Source organism: Photobacterium piscicola (genome assembly GCF_046058925.1).
In the GTDB taxonomy this organism is placed as follows: domain Bacteria; phylum Pseudomonadota; class Gammaproteobacteria; order Enterobacterales; family Vibrionaceae; genus Photobacterium; species Photobacterium piscicola.
Genome location: NZ_CP175534.1, coordinates 1,398,990 through 1,419,449 on the forward strand (window position 1 = coordinate 1,398,990; position 20,460 = coordinate 1,419,449).

Consider the following 20,460-nt stretch of genomic DNA (forward strand, 5'->3'; position numbering starts at 1 on the left):
TTTAAACGCATGATGTATTGGCATGATGCGTTTTATCCCAAGCTATCGCCTAGAAATATTGAATAACCAATATTATTAATAGGTTGAGTAATCTTTTTATTTGAGAGCTTTTTTAATAGTAATTCTGCCGCCATTTTACCCATTTGCTCTCGCGGGGTTTCAATACTGGCTAATGTGGGTGAAATAGCTTTACCTATATCTAATGCATTACAACCAGCAATAGCAATTTGCTCTGGTATGACGATATGATGTTCTTGGCATAACATCATGGCACCAATCGCTAAATCATCATTGGTACAAAAAACACCATCTAATAATGGGTAGTCCTGTAGTGATTTTTCCATTAATAATCGCCCTTGAGTAAAGCTAGAGTGCTCTTCTGTAGCAATCATGATTGGCGTTAAGCCATTTTCAGTGATGGCACGAGTATAACCATCACAACGTAATTGAGTTCGACGATCCATCCGCGCGGCAAAATACACAACCTGGCGACGTCCACGCGCAATCATGAGTGATACCATTTCATAAGCAGCTTGCTCATGATCAAGACCAACTGCAAGCTCAATGGGGTTTTCTGGCAAATCAATCGTTTCTACAACAGATACCCCTGCTGACTCGATCATTTTTAATGTACGTTGAGTATGAATACTTTCCGTTAAGATTAAGCCATCAACATGATAGGATAATAAAGAGCATATTTTCTTTTCTTCTTCTTCGGGGCTATAACCGTAGTGGGTAATTAAGGTTTGGTAGCCTTGTGCTTTAGTTACTGCTTCAATTCCTTGAATTAAAGAGGCAAAGACTTGGTTAGAAAGGGAAGGAATTAAAATGCCAATCGCTTTACTATTACGGTTAGATAAAATATCTGGCGCTCGACTTGGTACATAACCCATTTCTTCAATTACAACGGCTATTTTTTCTCTTGTTGCAATTGCCACAGAGTTCGGATCGCGTAAGTAGCGACTAACCGTCATTTTGGTAACACCAACATGTGAAGCGATATCATTCAGTGTTGGACGATGTTTAGGTATTGAAGACATAAAGTAGCCAAATCGAAATTTATTAAAATAGTCTAACATTTTATTAAGATAGACTCATAATGATTAAGTCCGTGCAAAATAATTACTCTTATATTTATTATGGAATATTTATAAAACGTACTTACTTTAGTGAAACTAACTTAAATTAAACTTAATAGTGATGGCTATGAGGCTATGAGGCTATGAGGCTATGAGGCTATGAGGCTATGAGGCTAGGTATAAACATCAAGTTCAAGGTATTGCGAAAGCAAAAGCTGAAGGTAAGTACCGTTGTCACCGTGTAAATGAATCATTACAAGCCTTAGGTATAGTTACTCACAGACAGTAGAAGTAGGGTGTAGTAGAGCAACAATAGCGAGGGTGGTTAAAGATAGTCTGTTTGATCGTTGTAATATATTAAAGATTATTGTTTTTTTAATTTATTCACAAGAATCACCGACAGGAAGAGACCAAGTTGTTCCATCTAGAGCTTTATTAAATTTAAGATAGGCTAATAGTCGTTTTTTAGTATTGGTTGTTATTGATTCCAGCTCTGAAGCGACACGAGCTGGGTATATTGCATTTTCCTTTGTACTATTGAATTTAGAGAATATGCAATTAATGGCTCTAGAGTTAAGCTTGTTTATTTGTTTGACTTTAAGTTTATTATCAATGTCAGCAATTAATGTTTTCTGGAGTCCTCTCGCTAATTGCTCTGCCGCTTTTTTTTGAGTCACATCTGGATAGTTAAGTTGAATGAAATTATCAATATCATCTCTAATTCCATTGTTATCAGAGTCAATACCGAGTAAGTCATCTCCTCGATCTTTTAAATTTGGTATTTCAGCTAACTCTGTAATTTGATCTATTTTAGCATTATTTGTAAATCTTGAAGAAAGACCTAATTTAAGCCAAACGTTATCTAAGTTAGATAATGTAGACGTTGTCCATATATTAAGTGAAAGCATAAAAATATAAAATAATAGTAGTTGTTTCATAGAATAGAATAATCATTAAACGTGGTGATAATTTTATTTTATAAAGCTGTTGCCATATATATATTGCTTTTCTTTTGCGAGTTATTTCTCAAAGTTATAATATAATCTCAATGTTTTTCATTATACTTTGGAATAACGTATAAGTTATTGAATTAAATGTCATTAACTGTGAGCCTATTAGTTGTGAATATCTATATAACGACATTTTAATTGAAGTAGTATAGTTAATTAGATTCACTTTCTATATTTTGGCTAATTTGTATTTAGTTAGAGTCCAAGACCCAATAATAAGTTAAGTCTGTTAGCACACATAAAATATGTAACCTTAAGGCCATATTTTAGTGGTCTCTTGTTGTTCGCTCATCAATACGCATTACCCTTGATAAGATTGGCAATTTTTGTAGCCTAGGAGGAGACTTTGGCTAAGTGGGGTTTTTGCCGACACCAGTCCCTGTTGGACACCGGTTTCTTTATAAATGGCTTGACGTAGTGTTTTTACGTGTTGATTGAGATCGATGTTAATACGTTGCAGGAGGCTAATATCAAAAAATACTTCGTCAACGCTATAGCGCATCGAGCGAGCACTATGAATGTGTTTTTTCAAGAGTAGTCATGAAGCGTCTGAATGGTGCGACAAAGTGTTGAAGTTAGCTTTGTACACATTATTTTTGGCTAATTATTTTTATGTTTGATTAACAAATAGCGAGAGTAGGATTAGTTTTTAGTGTGTCTAGATAGAAACTTATACTTGTTACCTTTCTAAGGCTTTTTTTATCTCTATGGCTATTTTATAAGCATTATTGGTTGCTTATATGCGTCATTCTCAATGATTTCTAATTAATAAGATAAAACAGTATTGCATTTAACTATGTTGAATATGATGTTGTTATTTGTTTTGTATTATTTGCGTTACATTGTGTTGCTTACGTTTCATTTCTGTAATAAAAGTTTTATTAGAATTGCGTTTTTTTGGTTTTATTATCAGTAATTTACAGCTCGTAATGCAATCCGTGTGATCTATGTTTTATATTTAGCATGTTATTTAAGTATATTCTGGAAATATCGGTCAAAAACGAGCAATATCTTCGCGGGGTTATGCTTGTTAAGAATGCTTTAATCAATTTATTCTTCTAAAGAGCTAAAACTAAATTTATTAAAGTAGATAAATATTGTATATAGCCCTTAATTATATCAATAAAATTAATTAGTTATTACGTACATGCCAGTGAGGGATGCTATCCTCATTGGTATTGGTCTGGATATCAAAGGTAAAAATCATGTCGAATGGCAATAAATCATCAGCAGAGAGAATCCTTGAAGGGATTGGTGGTGCTGCTAACATTAAGTTTTTAACGTGCTGTGCAACGCGTTTACGTTTTGAATTAAACGATAACTCAATTGTAGATAAAGCCGCATTAGATGCTATTCCTGATGTAATGGGTTGTGTTCCTCAAAGTGGCGAGCGCTACCAAATTGTTGTTGGTGGCGGTGTTGCGACGATGCATAGCGCACTGCAACAGTTAATTGAAGATAGTAAAGCAAGTGGTGGTGCTGATAACACTAACACTAACACTAACACTAAAACTGAAGCTGTGGCATCTAATGATGATGTGAAAGCATCACTGCGTTCAGGTGGTGTTCGTGGCAAAGTCGCTTGGGTTGATGGTTTCTTTGAATACCTTTCAGATTCGTTCCGTCCCATTTTAGGTATTTTACTAGGTGCATCGTTAATTATTGCATTATGTGCAGTATTAGATGCCTTACACATTGTTGATTTTAGAGGTGATAAGTCTGCGGGTTGGATCTTTGTCGATTCAATGTGGCATTCTGTATTCTACTTCTTGCCAATTATGGTTGCTTATAATGCGTCTAAAAAACTGAAGGTTGACCCTTGGTTAGGTGCGGCAATCATGGGCGCATTAATGACGCCTGATTTCCAAAAGCTAACGTCATTAGCGTCAACAACATCGATTAAAGATACAACATTAGGTACTGTCTCTCACGTTGCACACGTGTTTGGTTTACCAATGCAGCTTAATGATTACTCTGGTAACGTGTTCGTTCCATTGATCATGGTTGCTGTATTAGCGCTTGTATACCGCTTCTTAAAGAAAATTATTCCTGACAACCTACACATGGTATTTGTACCATTCCTTTCTTTGATCATTATGATTCCGCTAACTGCGTTCTTGATTGGTCCTCTAGGTGTGTGGATTGGTACTTACTTAGGTCTTGGTTTAGCTTGGCTAAATACGAATGCACCGTTTGTGTTCGCGATTCTAATCCCGCTATTATACCCATTCCTTGTTCCATTGGGTCTACACTGGCCTCTAAACGCACTAATGTTAATGAATATTCAAACATTAGGTTATGACTTCATTCAAGGCCCAATGGGTGTGTGGAACTTTGCATGTTTCGGCGCAACAGCGGGTGTATTGTTGATTTCGCTTCGTGAAAAAGATGCCACTATGCGTCAAACTGCTTCTGGTGCGTTAGCTGCTGGTCTATTTGGTGGTATTTCAGAACCATCACTATATGGTATCCACTTACGCTTTAAGAAAGTTTACTCACGTTTACTTCCTGGTTGTCTTGCTGGTGGTGTAACACTTGCGATTCTTGGTTCTATGTACGGTAGTGTTAAAACTCAAGCGTTTGCATTTACGTCACTATTAACCATTCCTGTGTTCCACCCAATGTGGGTTTACGCAGTATCAATCGCTGTTGCTTTTGTTGTGCCAATGGTACTGATTTTCATCTTTGATTATCGTACAGCAGAAGAAAAAGCAGAGCATAAAGAATAGGTCTAATTGCGATTAGCTACTCTTTGTATTATAGAATGAACAGAGAGGTATATTAGCTCGCCTCTCTATGAAAATCCCGCGATGAAAGTCGCGGGATTTTTTTATTTATAAAATAGATAGAATTTAACCATTGACGATATTTTTGAATATTATTTTCTGCGCATGTTAGCGATATGATGGCAAGGTAGCTTAATTAAAGGTGAGATTTATGGCTCTTATATGATTTATAAATGCGCTATCGAGTTTTGTGTGAATTATTATGCGACAGTTGAAAAATGAGTTATATGACAAACTTTTAACAAATATTACTTATTATTCATGTTACATAGGTTACAAAGGTTACTTATTGGAGAGGGTGAAATTTGTTGAAAAAGGCGTTTTTTGTGATTATTTAACCTTTATAATCATTATGTTGCGATTTGTTGGTGGCGTTTAATTGCATTTGTTTCATTGTGATCTGCATTATAGTTTGGAATTATACTTTATTGCTTATTAGTAATTTTGATAGTCATCAAGTTATATTATTCGACGCATTTTATACTAATGCCTGAAATAGTACTGAATAAGTATTAGCAAATGACTACGGGGGTATGTCGCTAGTGCTTAGTGTTATTTCAAAATAAATATACTCAGGAGCAAACAATGTTCACTAACGCAATTACCGATGGTAATTGGAGCTGGTCTCTAACTGCGAAAGTGTTCATCACCTGCTTATTTGTTTTTGAAAATGATTTAGAAAAAGAGACGTAATTAAAGTCTTATATTTATTTCATCGACAAGTGTAGAGTCCATCTCGAGGAGACAAGGTAATGAAAGCCTTTTTCAGTAAGTTATCCCAAGCAGTAATGCTACCGATAGCCTTGCTACCAGCCGCTGGTATTATGCTGGGGCTTGGTGGTAGTTTTACTAACCAAAGTATGATTGAAGCGTACCAAATCGGTATTTTGCAAGACGGAACACTTTTAAATAGTTTCCTACAGGTTATGACCGCAGCTGGCGGTATCGTCTTCGCAAACTTACCATTAATGTTCGCACTTGCTATTGCTATCGGTTTTGCGCGTGCAGAAAAGGGTGCAGCAGCACTTGCTGCTACTATTGCATACCTTGTAATGAACGTTGCGATTGCAAAAACACTGACTGTTGCAGGTATGGTTGATACTACCAACAACACAGTGATATTAATGGGTACCCATTATGCTGGCGTACTTGCTGATGTGCTTGGTATTCATAATACACTCAGTATGGGTGTATTTGGTGGTCTTATTGCTGGTGGTATTACTGTTGTGCTTCACAATAAATACCACGCTATTAAGTTACCTGAATTCTTAGGCTTCTTTGGTGGCGCACGTTTCGTACCAATTATTAGTGCATTCTCTGCATTATTTTACGGTATCGCATTAGTCTTTGTTTGGCCTTACATCGGTGCTGCATTTGGTTCTATCGGTGCAACGCTAGGTGAAATGACTGCGTCTGGTCATGGTTACATTGCTTCGTTTATTTTCGGTATTATTGAGCGTGCATTGATTCCTGTTGGTCTACACCATGTGTTCTATCTTCCATTATGGCAGACAGAAATTGGTGGTACGGCTGAAATCGCAGGTCAAGTATTTAAGGGTACGCAAAACATTTTCTTTGGTTCTTTAGCGAATGGTGATTACTCACAGTTCTCTTCAACTAACTTTATGACGGGTAAATTCCCATTCATGATGTTTGGTTTACCAGCAGCCGCTTACGCTATGTACACTGTTGCAGATAAAGAAAATAAAACCGCGGTTGGTGGTCTACTGTTTTCTGTTGCGCTAACAGCGTTCCTAACCGGTATTACTGAGCCAATCGAATTTACATTCCTATTCTTATCTGCGCCACTTTACTACTTTATCCACGTGCCACTAGCCGGCCTATCATTTATGATCATGGACTTGCTACAGGTTAAAGTGGGCATGACATTCAGTGGTGGTTTCATTGACTTCGCTTTATTTGGTATGTTGCCAGGTCTTACAGGTACTGAAAACCATTGGTACTACATTCCATTACTAGGTCTAATTTACGGCCCTGTATACTTCTTCTTGTTCCGTTGGTTTATTCTGAAGTTTGATGTGAAAACACCTGGTCGTAAGGGTAGTGCTGTTGCCGTTGTACGTAAGAAAGATTACCACGCATCAAAAGCAGCGGGTGGCGAAAATGACGTTCAAGCTGATGAGATGATTGATGCACTTGGCGGTAAAGATAATATCGTTGATGTAGATGCATGTATCACTCGTTTACGTATCACTGTTAAAGATGGTGATTTAGTAAAAGACAACCAATATTGGACCGAGCATTTAGGTGCGAAGGGTTTAGTGAAGATTGGTAATACAGGTATTCAAGCTATCTATGGTGCACAAGCTGCTGGCTTTAAAGCACAGATTAACGCGAAACTAGGTAAGTAAGAACGCTAATGAGCTTTAAATTGAAATACCGACGTATTGGTACCTTCATGATAGATATGGCAATTGTGCAGATGTTCGCGATGGTTGGTCGTAACATCTACCTTAGTATTATTGCATATATCTCCAATGGTACTGGCGCGACGCTTTCGTTAAACGATACCATGGCATTACCCGCATTATTGTTATTGTTTATGGGATTAATGCTGTTATTTATTGGTGTCTTTATGGGCTATCAATGGATCTGTTACCGTTTATTAGGAACGTCACTATCACGTTACTTATTAAGCGTTCAGGTTGTAACGACAGATGATCAACCGTTGACGAAGCAACGTTACTTAAAGCGTGAGTTTAATAAAATTTACCTTTGTGTCGCAACGTTGGGATTATATCCACTCTATTGTGGAGCTCAATATTTAGCTTTCTCACATTTACCTTGGCATGATCGTATCAACCATACGACAGTCGTATTGCACTAAGTTATCACCATAAATACGCAAGCCACAGCATTATGCTGTGGCTTTTTTTTATGTGTTTTTTATCGATGGTTGCAGGCAAGTACAAGATTGTTGGTTTTTTATGCAATTATTGGTGCTTTATTTAAACAGTGTTTTATATTATTGCACTTTGCTATGAATAGTTCGTTTCGAATAAATATCATACTTAGTCTAAGTGTTTGGGTTAAATTTATAGCGAAAAATTCTGGTTATTTATTAAATTTCATCTATTTTTCATTATTGGAAAGATAGGTTTCACTGTTGAGTGCTATCTTTTAATAGGTTGGGTCATTACTCTTTTAGCGTCTATACAAATAATCTGCATTAAAAATAAAACAGTTAATAAAGGAAGAAAAAAATGGGTTTATTAGATTTTGCTCGTGATATTGGCCATAAATTATTTTCTAATGAAGATGAAGCACCAACAAAAATTACTCAACATATTGAAGATAATAATCCGGGTATCAGTGATCTACAGGTAAGTGTGGAAGATGGCGTTGCTACCTTGTCGGGCGCTGCTGATTCAGCTGCTGCACGCGAAAAAGCTATTTTAATGGCAGGTAACACTCAAGGTATTGCAAGTGTTGTTGATAATATTTCAGCGCCAGAAGAGACAAGCAATGTAACTTATTATGTTGTTGAAGAGGGTGATAGCTTATGGAAAATCGCCGAGAAAACACTAGGCAATGGTGCTAAGTACGAGCAAATTTTTGAAGAAAACAAAGAAGTTATTCAAAACCCAGATTTGATTTTCGCTGGACAAAAGCTGCGTATTACTCAGGCATAATAAAGCATAAACATTTGTCACTTCACATTAATAAGTAAATGAGGATATACATGGATATTGCAAAAATATTAGAAATTGGTGCACAGTTATTTAGTCAGTCACAAGCAAATACCGGTGGATTAAGCCAAGGTTCTATTGTCTCAGCACTGTCTCGTTTACTTGGTGGTGATGAGAACGGTCAAGGTGCAAATTTAGGACAACTATTGTCATCTATTGATGGTGCCGGTCTTGCTAATGTATTGCAGAGCTGGCTTGGCAATGGTGAGAACAGTGCGATTTCAGCCGATGATATTGGTAATATTTTTTCAGGTTCTCAGCTGTCTGATTTTGCGAATGAATTGAATATTCCAGAACAAGAGGCTAAAACCGGCCTAAGTGAAGCGCTGCCTGCTATGGTTGATAACGCGAGCCCTGCAGGTGAAGTTGCCGGTGAACTATTAAATGCCGTTGGTGGTGTGTCTGGTTTGTTCAATATGGCTGCAAGTTTATTCGGTAAAAAATAAGCTAAATTAACTCAATCACTGTGATTGATAATGAGCACTTTGATATAAAACCTCAGCTTAATTGGCTGAGGTTTTTATTTTTATAGTGATAGGAAAAAGAGAATTAAAATAGGCACCAACATACTTAGAATAAACCCGCTAACAATGGCGATAGGCACACAACGAATGCCACCACAGTTCTGAATAACAGGTAAGGTAAAGTCCATAGCTGTTGCGCCAGCATAACCAATTGCGGTGTTTGGATAACGGTTAATAAGTAGTGGAATCATTATTAACGCTAACATTTCACGTAGAAGCTCATTTAAGAATGCCGCCCCACCATAAATACTGCCTAAACCGTCACCAATTAATATTCCAGCTAATGAATACCAACCAAAGCCTGATGCCATTGCTAAGCCGTTATTAATTGGAATGCCAAGTAACAGTGCGGCGATAATACCGCCTAATAAGGATGTTACGAGAATGACCGCAGCAATGATAACGCCTTTTTTATTGAGGATAATTTGTCGCAGTGTCATGCCGCTATTACGAAGTTGAATACCAACAAAAAATAACAGTAATAATAAAATGTGTTCGCTGGCTTGTTCTACCCATGACAGATCAAGGTTTAATAACAATCCAACAATTAAACCAAGCGCCACCACCACAACTAATTTTCCTGATTCAAGCATCATTTTTGTTAGCGGTAACTTTCGATGTATATGTGATGTGGGTGTTGGCCATAAACGGTCGAGCCATGGTAAAGCGAGTAGGTTACAGACTGAAATAGAGATAAAAAAAGTAAAGGTATACAGCAGAATCTGACCTAAATTCTGACTGAGGTTATCGAGTCCGGCTAAACTTAATCCCATTAACGCGAGAATCACCAATACCAAACGGCTTGTTTGTGTGTTGATAAACTCAAGAATATTGGCTTTTTTTATAGGAATTAAATATCCCAAGACCAAAGGTAAAAAAATGAGTAGGATCCCCGATAACATATTCATCCTTATATGTATAAAACTGCGCTGAAAGTGACTCGCTGAATATCTTAATACAAGATTGTTGTAACAACATCATAATAAGTGATTAAAGATTAAGCGTTTATTTTGTGACGAATATAACATAGAAGAATAGAAAGAGTATATATTTCAACAGGAAAGAACTAGTGAAATTATCTTAAAAGTGTATGTATATGTGTCAAAACGTATCGTCTAATAGGGAGATTAGACGAACGTAGAGAAGTGATAGGGGGTTCTGTTAAACGTGTTAAATACCGCTGCTATGGGTTATTTGTTGCAGCTGCTTTTCAAATTCAATTTCAGGCATATTGGTTAACTCATACATCACTTCAGCCCCAGTAAGATCTAATTCTATTTCATGCTCATTGATAGCGGCATCATTGGTTTTAAACAGTAATAAGTGATGTGCCATTCGAGCGATAGTTAAATAATTGATCTCACTATCATGATGAGGAGATATGGTATTGGTTGCGACCGCAATATAATCCTCATCAAATCCCCATTGTTTGAGGACGATTTTACTGGTTAATGCACAGTTATCTTGGAAGATATATTTAGCAATATTAAAATCAAGATAATTACCTTGTTTAATAAATTGTGAGTATTCATTAATCAAGCCAAATAAGCCAATGTCGGCTAGCAAACCTGTCAATAATGCTTTATCGGGTTCAAGTTTAAAGGGCTTACTACTGTATAGATGCATCTTTTGGCAAATAAGCGCCATCGTTGCAGCGAATTGACGTGAATGGAAAGCACTATTTTTAAGCAATAAATTACATTCAATATTTTCTATAGAGGTATTTTTTAAAGAATAAATTATTTGAGCTGTAATAATATCTCTAATTCGAATAATACCTAAGCGGGATACTGCCGTGAGAATATCGTGGCAAATAATATTACGACGATTAAATATTGCGGAGTTTGCGGTTCGAATAATGTTTGCAGTTAGTACAGGATCATCCAGTAATAAGGTGGCAACATCATGGACTGTTGTTTCGGGATCTTTACACAATATATTCAATTTTAATAGCGTATCAGGAATGGATGGTAAAGTTAACTTGTTATAACGTGCTGCTTTTTTTATTGAATGGCAAAGATCTGACTGAATAGCACGAATATAATGCTGGTTATTAGCTTCTAGCCAAAAAAAAGATAAATGTGACATTGAAATATTACAGTGGAAAGAGGTGTTATGAGTGTACGCATTGTTACTTCATGTACAAAGTATAAGCTGCTATTTTTTTGACACAGTTAACGCTTGGCTCATTTAATAAAGGTGTTATTTTAAATTATTAATTAAGTCATGGTTTTGTAGCAGCTGTAATAAGAAGTTAATTGTAATCTCTGCGGTTGGATGATGGATTAACGTTTGCTTTTGTTTTATTCCGATTGGTAATATTTCTAACCAACGTTGGCAAACCCAAGTTGCATCTTGATAGTTAGGTTGTGGATAACGTTGGCTTATTTCTGGCATTGATAGAAACAACAATTTTAGCTTGTCAGTGAGTATTTGGTTCTCGGCATTTATTTTAATACTTGGCCAATTATAATGAGGTTCATAGGTTGCTGTTAGTAAATTATCATGTGCCATTGTAAGATCTAAAATTGATATTTTATTCGTACCTTCAACGATTATTTCCAAGAATCCTCCAGCTACCGTATTAAAATCTCGAATTATTGCCGTTGTTGCAATAGCTGGAATATTAGTCACTGTTTCTAGTGCGGTATTTCGGTCTATCATCCCTAAGGCGAATGCCTCATTATTTGCGATTGCCTCGGTTACCATTCGAATATCACAGACTCTTGAAATAATAATTTTTAACCGTCCTCCGGGTAATAAATGTCCATTATGAGGTAATAATGCGATGGTATTCATAGTTTATCCTTGTCGTCTTTATGTCGCTTACAAGAAACCTTATTAAGGTTAGCACTGTATATTTAACTGAGAGTAAGTATAAAAAATGATTAATTGTTAATTTGTTTCATAAATTTTCGACTAAAAATATGGGAGCAATCTCATATTCGAATGCTAGTTGTATCATCTGTTGTTGCTATGAGCATAAAATAGCTCGTCAAATGATTGACATTGTTAATGGTAAATATTTGGTGTGTTTTTAGTTGTTATGGATAATATCTGGAGCATAAGTTATGACGTCAATAAAAGATGATTACTTGAATTATTTATCTAAATTTGGCCAACAAGAAAAAAGATCAATGTTTGGTGGTACGGGTATTTTTATTAATAGTGCCATGTTTGCCATTGTTACACCGACGTCAATGTATATTCGTGGAGGGAATGACCTTGACGAGAAATTAATTAAATCTGGTTGCGAAAAGTTTAGACATATAAAAAAAAGTAAAACAGCTACCGTTAATTATTATGAAATTAAAACCCTATTTTTAACGGATCAATCTCAATGTGATTCATTTGTCGAAGAATCAATTGCTTTTTCTTGTCGAGATAAAAATTTTAGATCTTCTGAATCAAATCGTCGTTTGCGTGATTTACCTAATATGCGCTTAACACTAGAGCGAATGGTAAAAAAAGCCGGTGTTTTGGATGTAGATACTTTTTTTAATGCGGGTGCCGTTAATGTGTTTAGGCGTGTGTGCGAACATAATGGCCAAGAATTAGATCATAAACTGTTATGGATATTTGCAGGTGCTATTCAAGGTGGTCACTGGCAGCTATTAAGCGAAGATCATAAGCGACGCTTACTTGATGAATATCGTCAACAAACACATTAATAGAGATAGCTAATTGATAATGTAAGTCTATTTAAGATGATGTAGCTGAGAATCAGTGATTTTTTTGCTATGCTTGCAACAATTATGTTGTCGTGGCTAAAGTATGCAATTATCTAAGTTGTCAGGTTCTGTTCTTTCTGGATTACATTGTTTTTTGATTGCAGCAGATCAAATGAGTTTTACTCGTGCTGCTGAAATTTTGTGTTTAACGCAAAGTGCGGTCAGTCATAAGATTAAGAATCTTGAAGACAGTTTAGATGTTCAGTTATTTATTCGACAGCATCGAAAATTAGTCTTGACCGATGAAGGTCAGCGATTAAAGCAAGTTTTAGCGTCTAATTTTGGCAATATTATTCATGAAATTCGTGATTTAAAAAGTACGGAGCTATGTGGCGATTTAACCGTTTCAGCTCCTCCGACTTTTGCCCAAACATGGTTAGTGCCTCGTTTAACGTCTTTTATTGAAAAATACCCAAACTTACGTATTCATTTACGTACGAGAAATGATTTAGTTGATTTTCAGATCGAAAGTTATGATTGTGCGATTTATTTTGGTAATGGTATTTATCCTAATCTCGCGGTAGATAAGTTACTTGAAGAGACCATGTTCCCTGTGTGTAGTCATGATTACGCCTTAAAAAATAAACTGTATGACCAGCCTGAGAATTTGATGCATTGCTTATTATTACACGATGCTGCGCCATGGGCGAGGGCGGGTAGAAATGATGAGTGGCAATTTTGGGCTCAATATTTCAATGTCGCATTACCTGATAATAATTGTACGTTTGATCGCGCAGATTTAGCGATTAAAGCAGCAACTACGGGGATGGGGGTGGCAATGGCAAGACAATCATTTGTTGCCGAACAACTTGCTACATCTCGTTTAGTGTCACCTTTTGATATGACGATGAACTCAGCCCATAGCTACTATGTTGTTTGCCGCAAAGAGATGCAAACTTCGCCCAAGATAAAAGCATTTAAAGATTGGTTATTTAGTGAGATTAATAGCTAATATTCTAATCACCATGATCAAAAAAGGCGCATGGTGCGCCTTTTGGGTGAAACATATTCTTTATTTTTTATTTAATGAGCTCGTTACCTGATAGCTCACCTTTTTCAAAGCTAGATAAGCTTTCTAATGTTGTTTGCGCAATACTGCCCAGTGCTTCTTCGGTTAAAAAGGCTTGGTGGCCAGTGAATAGCACATTGTGGCACGATGATAAACGACGGAAAACATCATCTTGAATAATGTCATTTGATTTGTCTTGGAAGAATAAATCTTTTTCATTTTCGTAAACATCAACACCTAATGAACTAATAATACCACTTTTTAATGCTTCAACTGCATCACTAGAATTGAGTAAACCACCACGACTGGTATTAATTATCATCATTCCTCGACGCATTTTTGCAAACGCTTTACGGTTTAGCATGTGATAGTTTTCTTTACTCATTGGGCAATGAAGGGTGATTACATTTGCTTGCGCGTAAATTTCATCAAGCGTGCAGTAGGTAACGCCTAGCTCTAGTGCAATGGGATTTGGGTAAGGGTCATAAGCAAGAATATTCATGCCTAAACCTTTTAAAATACGAATTGTCGCAATACCAATTCTCCCGGTACCAATAACACCAACAGTACGACCATGGAAATTGTAACCCGTTAAGCCTTCTAATGAGAAATTGGCGTCACGCGTTCGCTGATAAGCTCGGTGAATACGACGGTTAAGGCTTAACATCAGTCCGAGGGTATGCTCGGCAATGGATTCTGGAGAGTAAGCCGGAACAGTAACGACCTGTAAATTGAGTGCTTTTGCGGCTTCAAGATCAACGCGATCAAAGCCTGCACAACGCATCGCGATAATTTTCACCCCTTGCTCGGCTAATATTTTGAGAATTGGCTCGCTTAGGTCGTCATTAACAAAAGCACAAATAGCATCAAAACCTTCAGCCATTTTTGCCGTGTGATGGTTGAGTTGAAATTCAAAATAAGTGAGCTGTTGATGGAATTGTTTATTAGTATGAGCAAATGATTTTTGGTCATACCCTTTGGTGCTAAACACAGCTATTTTCATAATATCACTCCAAAAACACAGTCTGTTATTCAGTCATTATTAAGTATAAAGTCTTAATATCTGACTAACTTACACGGTTATTATGTGATCAAGATAACAACTCTGTTGTAAATAGCAAATCATTTGTATGACAAAATAACCATACTAAAATAACGGTTATGGTTATGCTGCTGTGACGAAGTGGTTCATGTTATGATTTAGATTGTTCGTTGCAACTTACTTTATTTTTGGGATTCAATATGTTGAAAAAAATTCTTGCCAGTGCAGGCGCTGTTGCGATCATTGCATGTGGCCCATTGGCAACAGGTCAAATCGGGCAGAGTATCTACATGGGGGCGGTTGAAAACTACCATAGCCCTTATCTGTCTATTACCAATAAAAGTTTTGAACGAGGCTACTTATCGTCAAATGCGGTATCGCGTATTGAGCTTAAAAATCAATTAAAAGCGGAGTTTGCAGAACAAGGTTTACCGACTGTATGGTTAGTTAGTCATCATATTGATAATGGCTTTTTAGGCGTTAAATCAACCAGTGAATTCGTGATCGATAAGCAGTTAGCACCGTTAGTTAACAAAATTTGGGGCAAGAATGTTGCACCAATGCAAATTGTCACAGACTCCGGTTTTACGGGGACAACCCATTTTGTGATGACAATCAATCCAATGGATTACACCCATGATGACGGTATGACAGCGATCAGTAAAACATTACTGATGAAAGGTGAATTTGATCCTGAAAATGGTAAGAGTCAATTTAGCTATAATTTACCACAATTAACCATAGCGACCCCTGATAAAGAAAGTATGGTCGTCAAAGGTATTAATGGTGAAGGCAAAGGCCAAATGCAAGGTAATTTTTGGATTGGACATCAAACCTTTAGTTTAGAACATGCCAAATTTACCGCTGCTGATCAAAACCAATTTATTGCTATTAATGGTGTTAATGTTGCAATGAATAACGCCTTAAGTCAGCCTAGCGGTGAAAAGACACCAACAGAAGATACCCAACAAGTTACCAATACTAATACCATCCAAGTGGCAACATTAACGACGCTTGATGGCCAACATTATCAAGACATTGCCTTTAAGTTAGCGTTAAAAGATTTAAATTATAAAGCCATTAGTCAGTTAGCTGCGATGGAGCAATCTCCACAAGCAGCTCAAGATCCAGCACAGATTAAGCAAGCAATGGTAGCGTTAGATTTATTGATCGCTCATGGTGCAACAGTTGATTTATCACAACTAAGTGTAAAAACGCCAGAAGGCACGGTTAATGCACAATTGCTGCTTAATATTAAATCAGGGTTAGAACATGCGTCGACCAATTTGACGGCAGTGACTGATCAAGTGAGCGGTAATATCAATATAGTAATTCCTGCAGCACTTGTGGCTAAAGAGCCGTTATTAGCGGCGAAATTGCCTGTATTAGTGAATCAAAAAATTGTCACTAAGCAAGATGGTAATTATCAGTTACAGGTAAAAATTATTGCTGATCAATTGGAGTTTTCTTCTGGTGCAAAATTACCATTAGCAATGATGGCATTATTCCTGCACTAATTTAATTTGGGTGGGTTAGAGATAATAAAACGCTTACCTTTTGAGTAAGCGTTTTTTTTGATGTGTAAAAGTGTTAATTATCATGTTGTTACCATTTTTTTTGATAAATATGTTTAAAATGGAACATTGATATTTAGTAAAACCAGATATTTAGACTTAACTTAATGTTATAGGTACAGGTTTATTTTAAACAGCATATCAAAGGATTAAATCTGATCCACAGCAGGATACAGTATGGTGGGGGGAAGCTATGGAATCACTAAAAGTAAAAGACTATATGAATATTCGTCCGGTTACATTTACTGAAGGTATGTCGTTATCCGCAGCACTAGATAAATTACTAACAGCGAAACAGATTGGTGGACCGGTTGTTAATGAGCATAAGCAAGTGGTCGGTTTTATATCGGAACAAGATATGATCCATAAACTCCTTAAAGTAGGTTATCACTGCCAAGATAGTCATACTGTTAGTGAGTGTATGCGCGTTGATGTGTTAACCGTGTCTGGGGATGACACAATCATTGTATTAGCTGAAACCATGACTGGGCAAAAGCCTAAAATATACCCTGTTGTTGATGATGGTCGGTTAGTGGGGGTCATCACACGTCGTGATGTGCTAACGGCAATTAGTAATCAGATTGGGGCTTGCTTTAAGCATCCATTGTGATCAATATATAAACATATTTGTAGATTAGTAACAAAAAAGGCGCTCAGAGCGCCTTTCTTTTTGATTGTTATGGCCTTATTTTCGAGTGTCATAATGCCGATTTGGAGATGTTGTGAACAAAGAAAATACAGCAGAGAATAGCCAAGCTAAATTTTTAACTGGTTCTATTATGCGCCACATTGTGGTGATGTCAGGAACGGGTGCGATTGGCTTAATGGCATTGTTTTTAGTTGATTTGCTCGATATGTTTTTTATTAGCATGTTGGGGCAAATTGAACTTGCTGCTGCCATTGGCTTTGCTGGAACCTTGGTGTTTTTTTCTACTTCTATTTCTATCGGTACATCGATTGCTGCGGGGGCATTAGTCTCACGCGCACTAGGTAAAAATGATCGTCAACAAGCACGTATGATGGCCAGCAATGTAATGATTTTTGCCGTTATTATCAGCATTACTGTCGTGAGCTTGATGCTATGGCAGTTGCCGCTCTTGCTTGATTTAATTGGCGCGAAAGGGGCTGTAGCTGAAGCCGCTACTCAATATTTAGTGATTCTATTGCCCAGCGCACCATTTATTGCGATTTCTATGTCTGCGGGAGCGGCATTACGCGGGGTTGGCGATGCTCGACGTTCAATGATCGCAACACTTATTGGCGGGGGCGTTAATGCGGTCTTAGATCCTCTGTTTATTTTCGGTTTATCAATGGGTATGCAAGGTGCTGCAATTGCATCTGTATTTGCACGATTAGCTGTTATGTGTTTTTCCTTGTATGCCGTGGTCTATAAGCATCAATTAATAGCCAAACCTGATCTTACGAGCTTTAAACTGGCATTACCAACAGTGGCTAAAATAGCCTTGCCAGCAATACTTACCAACACTGCAACCCCTATTGGTAACGCTGTTGTGACCAGTAATATTGCCCATTTTGGTGAAAGTTTTGTCGCAGGTTATGCGGTTATTGGGCGCATTATGCCAGTTTGTTTTGCGTTGGTTTTCTCTTTATCTGGTGCTGTTGGGCCGATTATTGGTCAAAATTTTGGTGCTGAACGGTGGGATAGAATTAATCAAATCTTACGTGATGCAATGTTATTTACGGCGGTTTATTGCGTTGGTGTTTCGCTGTTACTTTGGTTTGGACAAGATATATTAATTGCGATGTTTAGCCTGACGGGTGATGCGGCTGAAATTGTCGGTATATTCTGTAGCTTTATTGCCGTGACCTTCATTTTTAATGGTGCATTATTTGTGGCAAATGCCGCCTTTAATAATCTTAATCGTCCAACATGGTCAACAGCATTAAATATGGGAAAAGCAACCTTAGGAACCATACCTTTTGTGTTAATTGGCGGACATTTGGCGGGTGCGGGGGGGGTATTAATGGGGCAGGCTGTTGGTTCGGTAGTGTTTGGTATTATCGGTTTTGGTTTGGTTATTCATCAAGTTAAGAAGATGGGACTGACACACGAACAACAACTATTGGATGACAATGATATTCTGACCCCATCGGTTCCTGTTACGGCGTTTTGTTCTTCACGCACCTACATGGGAACGGAAGATGTGTTAGAAGAAGTATTAGCGGCTGATATTGATCATAGTCGTAATACCACTGAGCTAAAAAAGTAGGTAATTGAGGTGATATAGGTTGTGTGAAGTGGCTCACATGCAGCTATGTTTTTGATAGAGATAGGATATTTTTTTGTCGAAATGTGATCATTGTTTTATCTAATGAGTGATTATTTCATCACTTTATTGATCTAACTCGATGAAATAAGAGCTATAGCCAGCGACAATAATAATACTAACAATTATTAGCTTGTAGATGAATGTTTATAGCGACTGCCGCTATTTGCCATTGTCAGTAATGTTAGTTTAGCCATTACACTTCACCTTTAGGTTAAGGAAAATAAAGGTGATGGCGTATTTATTGTTTAAGGGAATAATGCTCTATGCGTCAAAATCTTCGCTATATCATACCTATTTTAATTCCATTACTGATTTTATTGTTGCCCGCATCTGCCTTTCCTCTTGAAGGGTTAACGGTTATTCAACAACGTGTTATTGCTATTTTTTTATTAGCTGCATTGTGTTGGGTAATGGAGCCGATTCCTATTTATGCAACGTCTGTTGTGATTATTGTGCTGGAATTATTATTACTGTCAGATAAAAGCTTGTATCTGTTTCGGCTTGATCAAGGACAGCCTCATTTTGGCAATTTAATGAGTTATAGCGAAATAATGGCGACCTTTGCGAGTCCTATTATTATGTTATTTTTAGGCGGTTTCTTTTTAGCCATGGCGGCAACGAAATACCGTTTAGATGTCAACTTAGCGCGAGTGTTATTAAAACCATTTGGACACCAACCTAAATATGTCATGTTTGGCTTAATGCTGATCACGGCTATTTTCTCTATGTTTATGTCAAATACAGCAACAACCGCAATGATGCTCTCTATTTTAGCGCCAGTTATTACTTTGTTTAGCGCCAAAGATCCGGGCAAAATAGCGTTTGCTTTATGTATTCCAGTTGCGGCTAATATTGGTGGTATTGGCACGCCTATTGGTACTCCTCCAAATGCGATTGCGTTGAAATACCTGACCGGAGAAAATCTGATTACTTTTGGTGAATGGATGTTCTTTGGTGTGCCATTTGTAGCGGTGTTATTGGTATTTGCATGGTGGTTGATTAATAAACTTTATCCTGCAACTCAACAATCGATTGAGCTGACAATTCAAGGGAAGTTTCTTAAAACGCCAAAAGCGATCACGGTTTATGTGACATTTGCTGTCACCATTATTCTATGGTTAATGGGTTCAATGCATGGCATGAACTCTTATACTGTTGCATTAATTCCAGTAGCTATTTTCTCGTTAACGGGGATCATCAATAAAGAAGATCTTAAGAAAATATCATGGGATGTTCTATGGCTGGTATCAGGGGGTATTGCGCTTGGTTTAGCCTTGGATAAAACCGGTTTAGCAAAATTAGTCGTGCATAGTATTCCATTTGATATTTTCTCTCCTTATGTGGTCTTGCTTGGGGCGGCGATATTGTGTTTATTGATGGCTAACTTTATGTCACATACCGCAACGGCAAACTTATTAATGCCAATTATGGCGGCATTAGGAACATCGATGGTGTCGTTAACGCCTTTAGGTGGTGAAGTGACATTGATTTTAGTGGTTACTTTTGCAGCATCGCTTGGTATGTCATTACCTATAAGTACACCGCCGAATGCGTTAGCGCATGCTACAGGGCATGTTGAAAGTAATCAGATGGCTCGCGTTGGCGTTATTATTGGTGTTGTGGGGGTGTTATTGAGTTTTGTGATGATTTGGGGACTACAGGTCATCGATCATATTTAAGGATAATGAACTTAATTCAAGGATG

General features: G+C 37.3%; 18 protein-coding genes. 11 read left to right on the top strand and 7 right to left on the bottom strand.

Going from position 1 to position 20,460, the window contains the following annotated elements:
- Positions 1 to 32 precede the first annotated feature (32 nt).
- The 3 genes from ACJZU6_RS06845 to ACJZU6_RS06855 all read right to left on the bottom strand — a co-directional run bounded on the left by ACJZU6_RS06845 (position 33) and on the right by ACJZU6_RS06855 (position 2,621).
- Positions 33 to 1,040, bottom strand: a complete 1,008-nt coding sequence (locus ACJZU6_RS06845; protein WP_408900854.1) for a substrate-binding domain-containing protein — start codon at positions 1,038 to 1,040, stop codon at positions 33 to 35.
- Between the two features lie 419 nt (positions 1,041 to 1,459).
- Positions 1,460 to 2,017, bottom strand: a complete 558-nt coding sequence (locus tag ACJZU6_RS06850) for a hypothetical protein (protein WP_408900855.1) — start codon at positions 2,015 to 2,017, stop codon at positions 1,460 to 1,462.
- A 373-nt stretch (positions 2,018 to 2,390) separates the two neighbouring features.
- Positions 2,391 to 2,621 carry a hypothetical protein gene (locus tag ACJZU6_RS06855; protein ID WP_408900856.1) on the bottom strand — a complete coding sequence of 77 codons (231 nt, stop codon included), beginning with the start codon at positions 2,619 to 2,621 and terminating at the stop codon, positions 2,391 to 2,393.
- A 673-nt stretch (positions 2,622 to 3,294) separates the two neighbouring features.
- Here ACJZU6_RS06855 and ACJZU6_RS06860 point away from each other — a divergent pair.
- From ACJZU6_RS06860 to ACJZU6_RS06880, 5 genes are all read left to right on the top strand, one after another.
- Entirely contained in the window at positions 3,295 to 4,818 is a 1,524-nt protein-coding gene (locus ACJZU6_RS06860; protein ID WP_080157853.1) for a PTS transporter subunit EIIC, read from the top strand.
- A gap of 809 nt (positions 4,819 to 5,627) precedes the next feature.
- Entirely contained in the window at positions 5,628 to 7,247 is a 1,620-nt protein-coding gene (locus ACJZU6_RS06865; RefSeq protein ID WP_080157852.1) for a PTS transporter subunit EIIC, read from the top strand.
- Between the two features lie 8 nt (positions 7,248 to 7,255).
- Complete coding sequence (locus tag ACJZU6_RS06870) at positions 7,256 to 7,723, top strand: RDD family protein (RefSeq protein ID WP_408900857.1); 468 nt, start codon at positions 7,256 to 7,258, stop codon at positions 7,721 to 7,723.
- Between the two features lie 376 nt (positions 7,724 to 8,099).
- Positions 8,100 to 8,528 (top strand): peptidoglycan-binding protein LysM, encoded by a 429-nt coding sequence (gene lysM / locus ACJZU6_RS06875; RefSeq protein ID WP_080157850.1) that lies wholly within the window; start codon positions 8,100 to 8,102, stop codon positions 8,526 to 8,528.
- A 50-nt stretch (positions 8,529 to 8,578) separates the two neighbouring features.
- Complete coding sequence (locus ACJZU6_RS06880) at positions 8,579 to 9,031, top strand: YidB family protein (RefSeq protein WP_080157849.1); 453 nt, start codon at positions 8,579 to 8,581, stop codon at positions 9,029 to 9,031.
- An 80-nt stretch (positions 9,032 to 9,111) separates the two neighbouring features.
- Here ACJZU6_RS06880 and ACJZU6_RS06885 read toward each other — a convergent pair whose 3' ends face one another.
- From ACJZU6_RS06885 to ACJZU6_RS06895, 3 genes are all read right to left on the bottom strand, one after another.
- Positions 9,112 to 10,011 carry a lysine exporter LysO family protein gene (locus ACJZU6_RS06885; protein WP_080157848.1) on the bottom strand — a complete coding sequence of 300 codons (900 nt, stop codon included), beginning with the start codon at positions 10,009 to 10,011 and terminating at the stop codon, positions 9,112 to 9,114.
- Between the two features lie 268 nt (positions 10,012 to 10,279).
- On the bottom strand, positions 10,280 to 11,197 hold the full coding sequence (locus tag ACJZU6_RS06890) for an HDOD domain-containing protein (RefSeq protein ID WP_107275754.1): 918 nt from the start codon (positions 11,195 to 11,197) through the stop codon (positions 10,280 to 10,282).
- Between the two features lie 114 nt (positions 11,198 to 11,311).
- Positions 11,312 to 11,908 carry an LON peptidase substrate-binding domain-containing protein gene (locus ACJZU6_RS06895; RefSeq protein ID WP_408900858.1) on the bottom strand — a complete coding sequence of 199 codons (597 nt, stop codon included), beginning with the start codon at positions 11,906 to 11,908 and terminating at the stop codon, positions 11,312 to 11,314.
- 272 nt (positions 11,909 to 12,180) lie between these two features.
- On the opposite strand from ACJZU6_RS06895, the gene ACJZU6_RS06900 reads away from it, so the two are divergent.
- The gene (locus ACJZU6_RS06900; protein ID WP_080157845.1) at positions 12,181 to 12,780 is read left to right on the top strand and encodes a TfoX/Sxy family DNA transformation protein; all 600 of its coding nucleotides are present in this window, start codon (positions 12,181 to 12,183) and stop codon (positions 12,778 to 12,780) included.
- Between the two features lie 103 nt (positions 12,781 to 12,883).
- A complete protein-coding gene (dsdC, locus tag ACJZU6_RS06905) occupies positions 12,884 to 13,792 on the top strand; it encodes a DNA-binding transcriptional regulator DsdC (protein WP_107275752.1) in 909 nt (302 codons plus the stop codon).
- Between the two features lie 67 nt (positions 13,793 to 13,859).
- On the opposite strand, the gene ACJZU6_RS06910 is transcribed toward dsdC, so the two are convergent.
- The gene (locus tag ACJZU6_RS06910) at positions 13,860 to 14,852 is read right to left on the bottom strand and encodes a 2-hydroxyacid dehydrogenase (RefSeq protein WP_080157843.1); all 993 of its coding nucleotides are present in this window, start codon (positions 14,850 to 14,852) and stop codon (positions 13,860 to 13,862) included.
- Between the two features lie 239 nt (positions 14,853 to 15,091).
- Here ACJZU6_RS06910 and ACJZU6_RS06915 point away from each other — a divergent pair, with 239 nt between their 5' ends.
- The 4 genes from ACJZU6_RS06915 to ACJZU6_RS06930 all read left to right on the top strand — a co-directional run bounded on the left by ACJZU6_RS06915 (position 15,092) and on the right by ACJZU6_RS06930 (position 20,435).
- Positions 15,092 to 16,408 carry a DUF945 family protein gene (locus ACJZU6_RS06915; protein WP_408900859.1) on the top strand — a complete coding sequence of 439 codons (1,317 nt, stop codon included), beginning with the start codon at positions 15,092 to 15,094 and terminating at the stop codon, positions 16,406 to 16,408.
- A 250-nt stretch (positions 16,409 to 16,658) separates the two neighbouring features.
- The gene (locus tag ACJZU6_RS06920; protein WP_080157841.1) at positions 16,659 to 17,075 is read left to right on the top strand and encodes a CBS domain-containing protein; all 417 of its coding nucleotides are present in this window, start codon (positions 16,659 to 16,661) and stop codon (positions 17,073 to 17,075) included.
- Positions 17,076 to 17,244: 169 nt separating this feature from the next.
- Positions 17,245 to 18,696 carry an MATE family efflux transporter gene (locus ACJZU6_RS06925; RefSeq protein ID WP_327766338.1) on the top strand — a complete coding sequence of 484 codons (1,452 nt, stop codon included), beginning with the start codon at positions 17,245 to 17,247 and terminating at the stop codon, positions 18,694 to 18,696.
- Positions 18,697 to 19,019: 323 nt separating this feature from the next.
- On the top strand, positions 19,020 to 20,435 hold the full coding sequence (locus tag ACJZU6_RS06930; RefSeq protein WP_327766286.1) for an SLC13 family permease: 1,416 nt from the start codon (positions 19,020 to 19,022) through the stop codon (positions 20,433 to 20,435).
- The last annotated feature ends 25 nt before the right edge of the window (positions 20,436 to 20,460 follow it).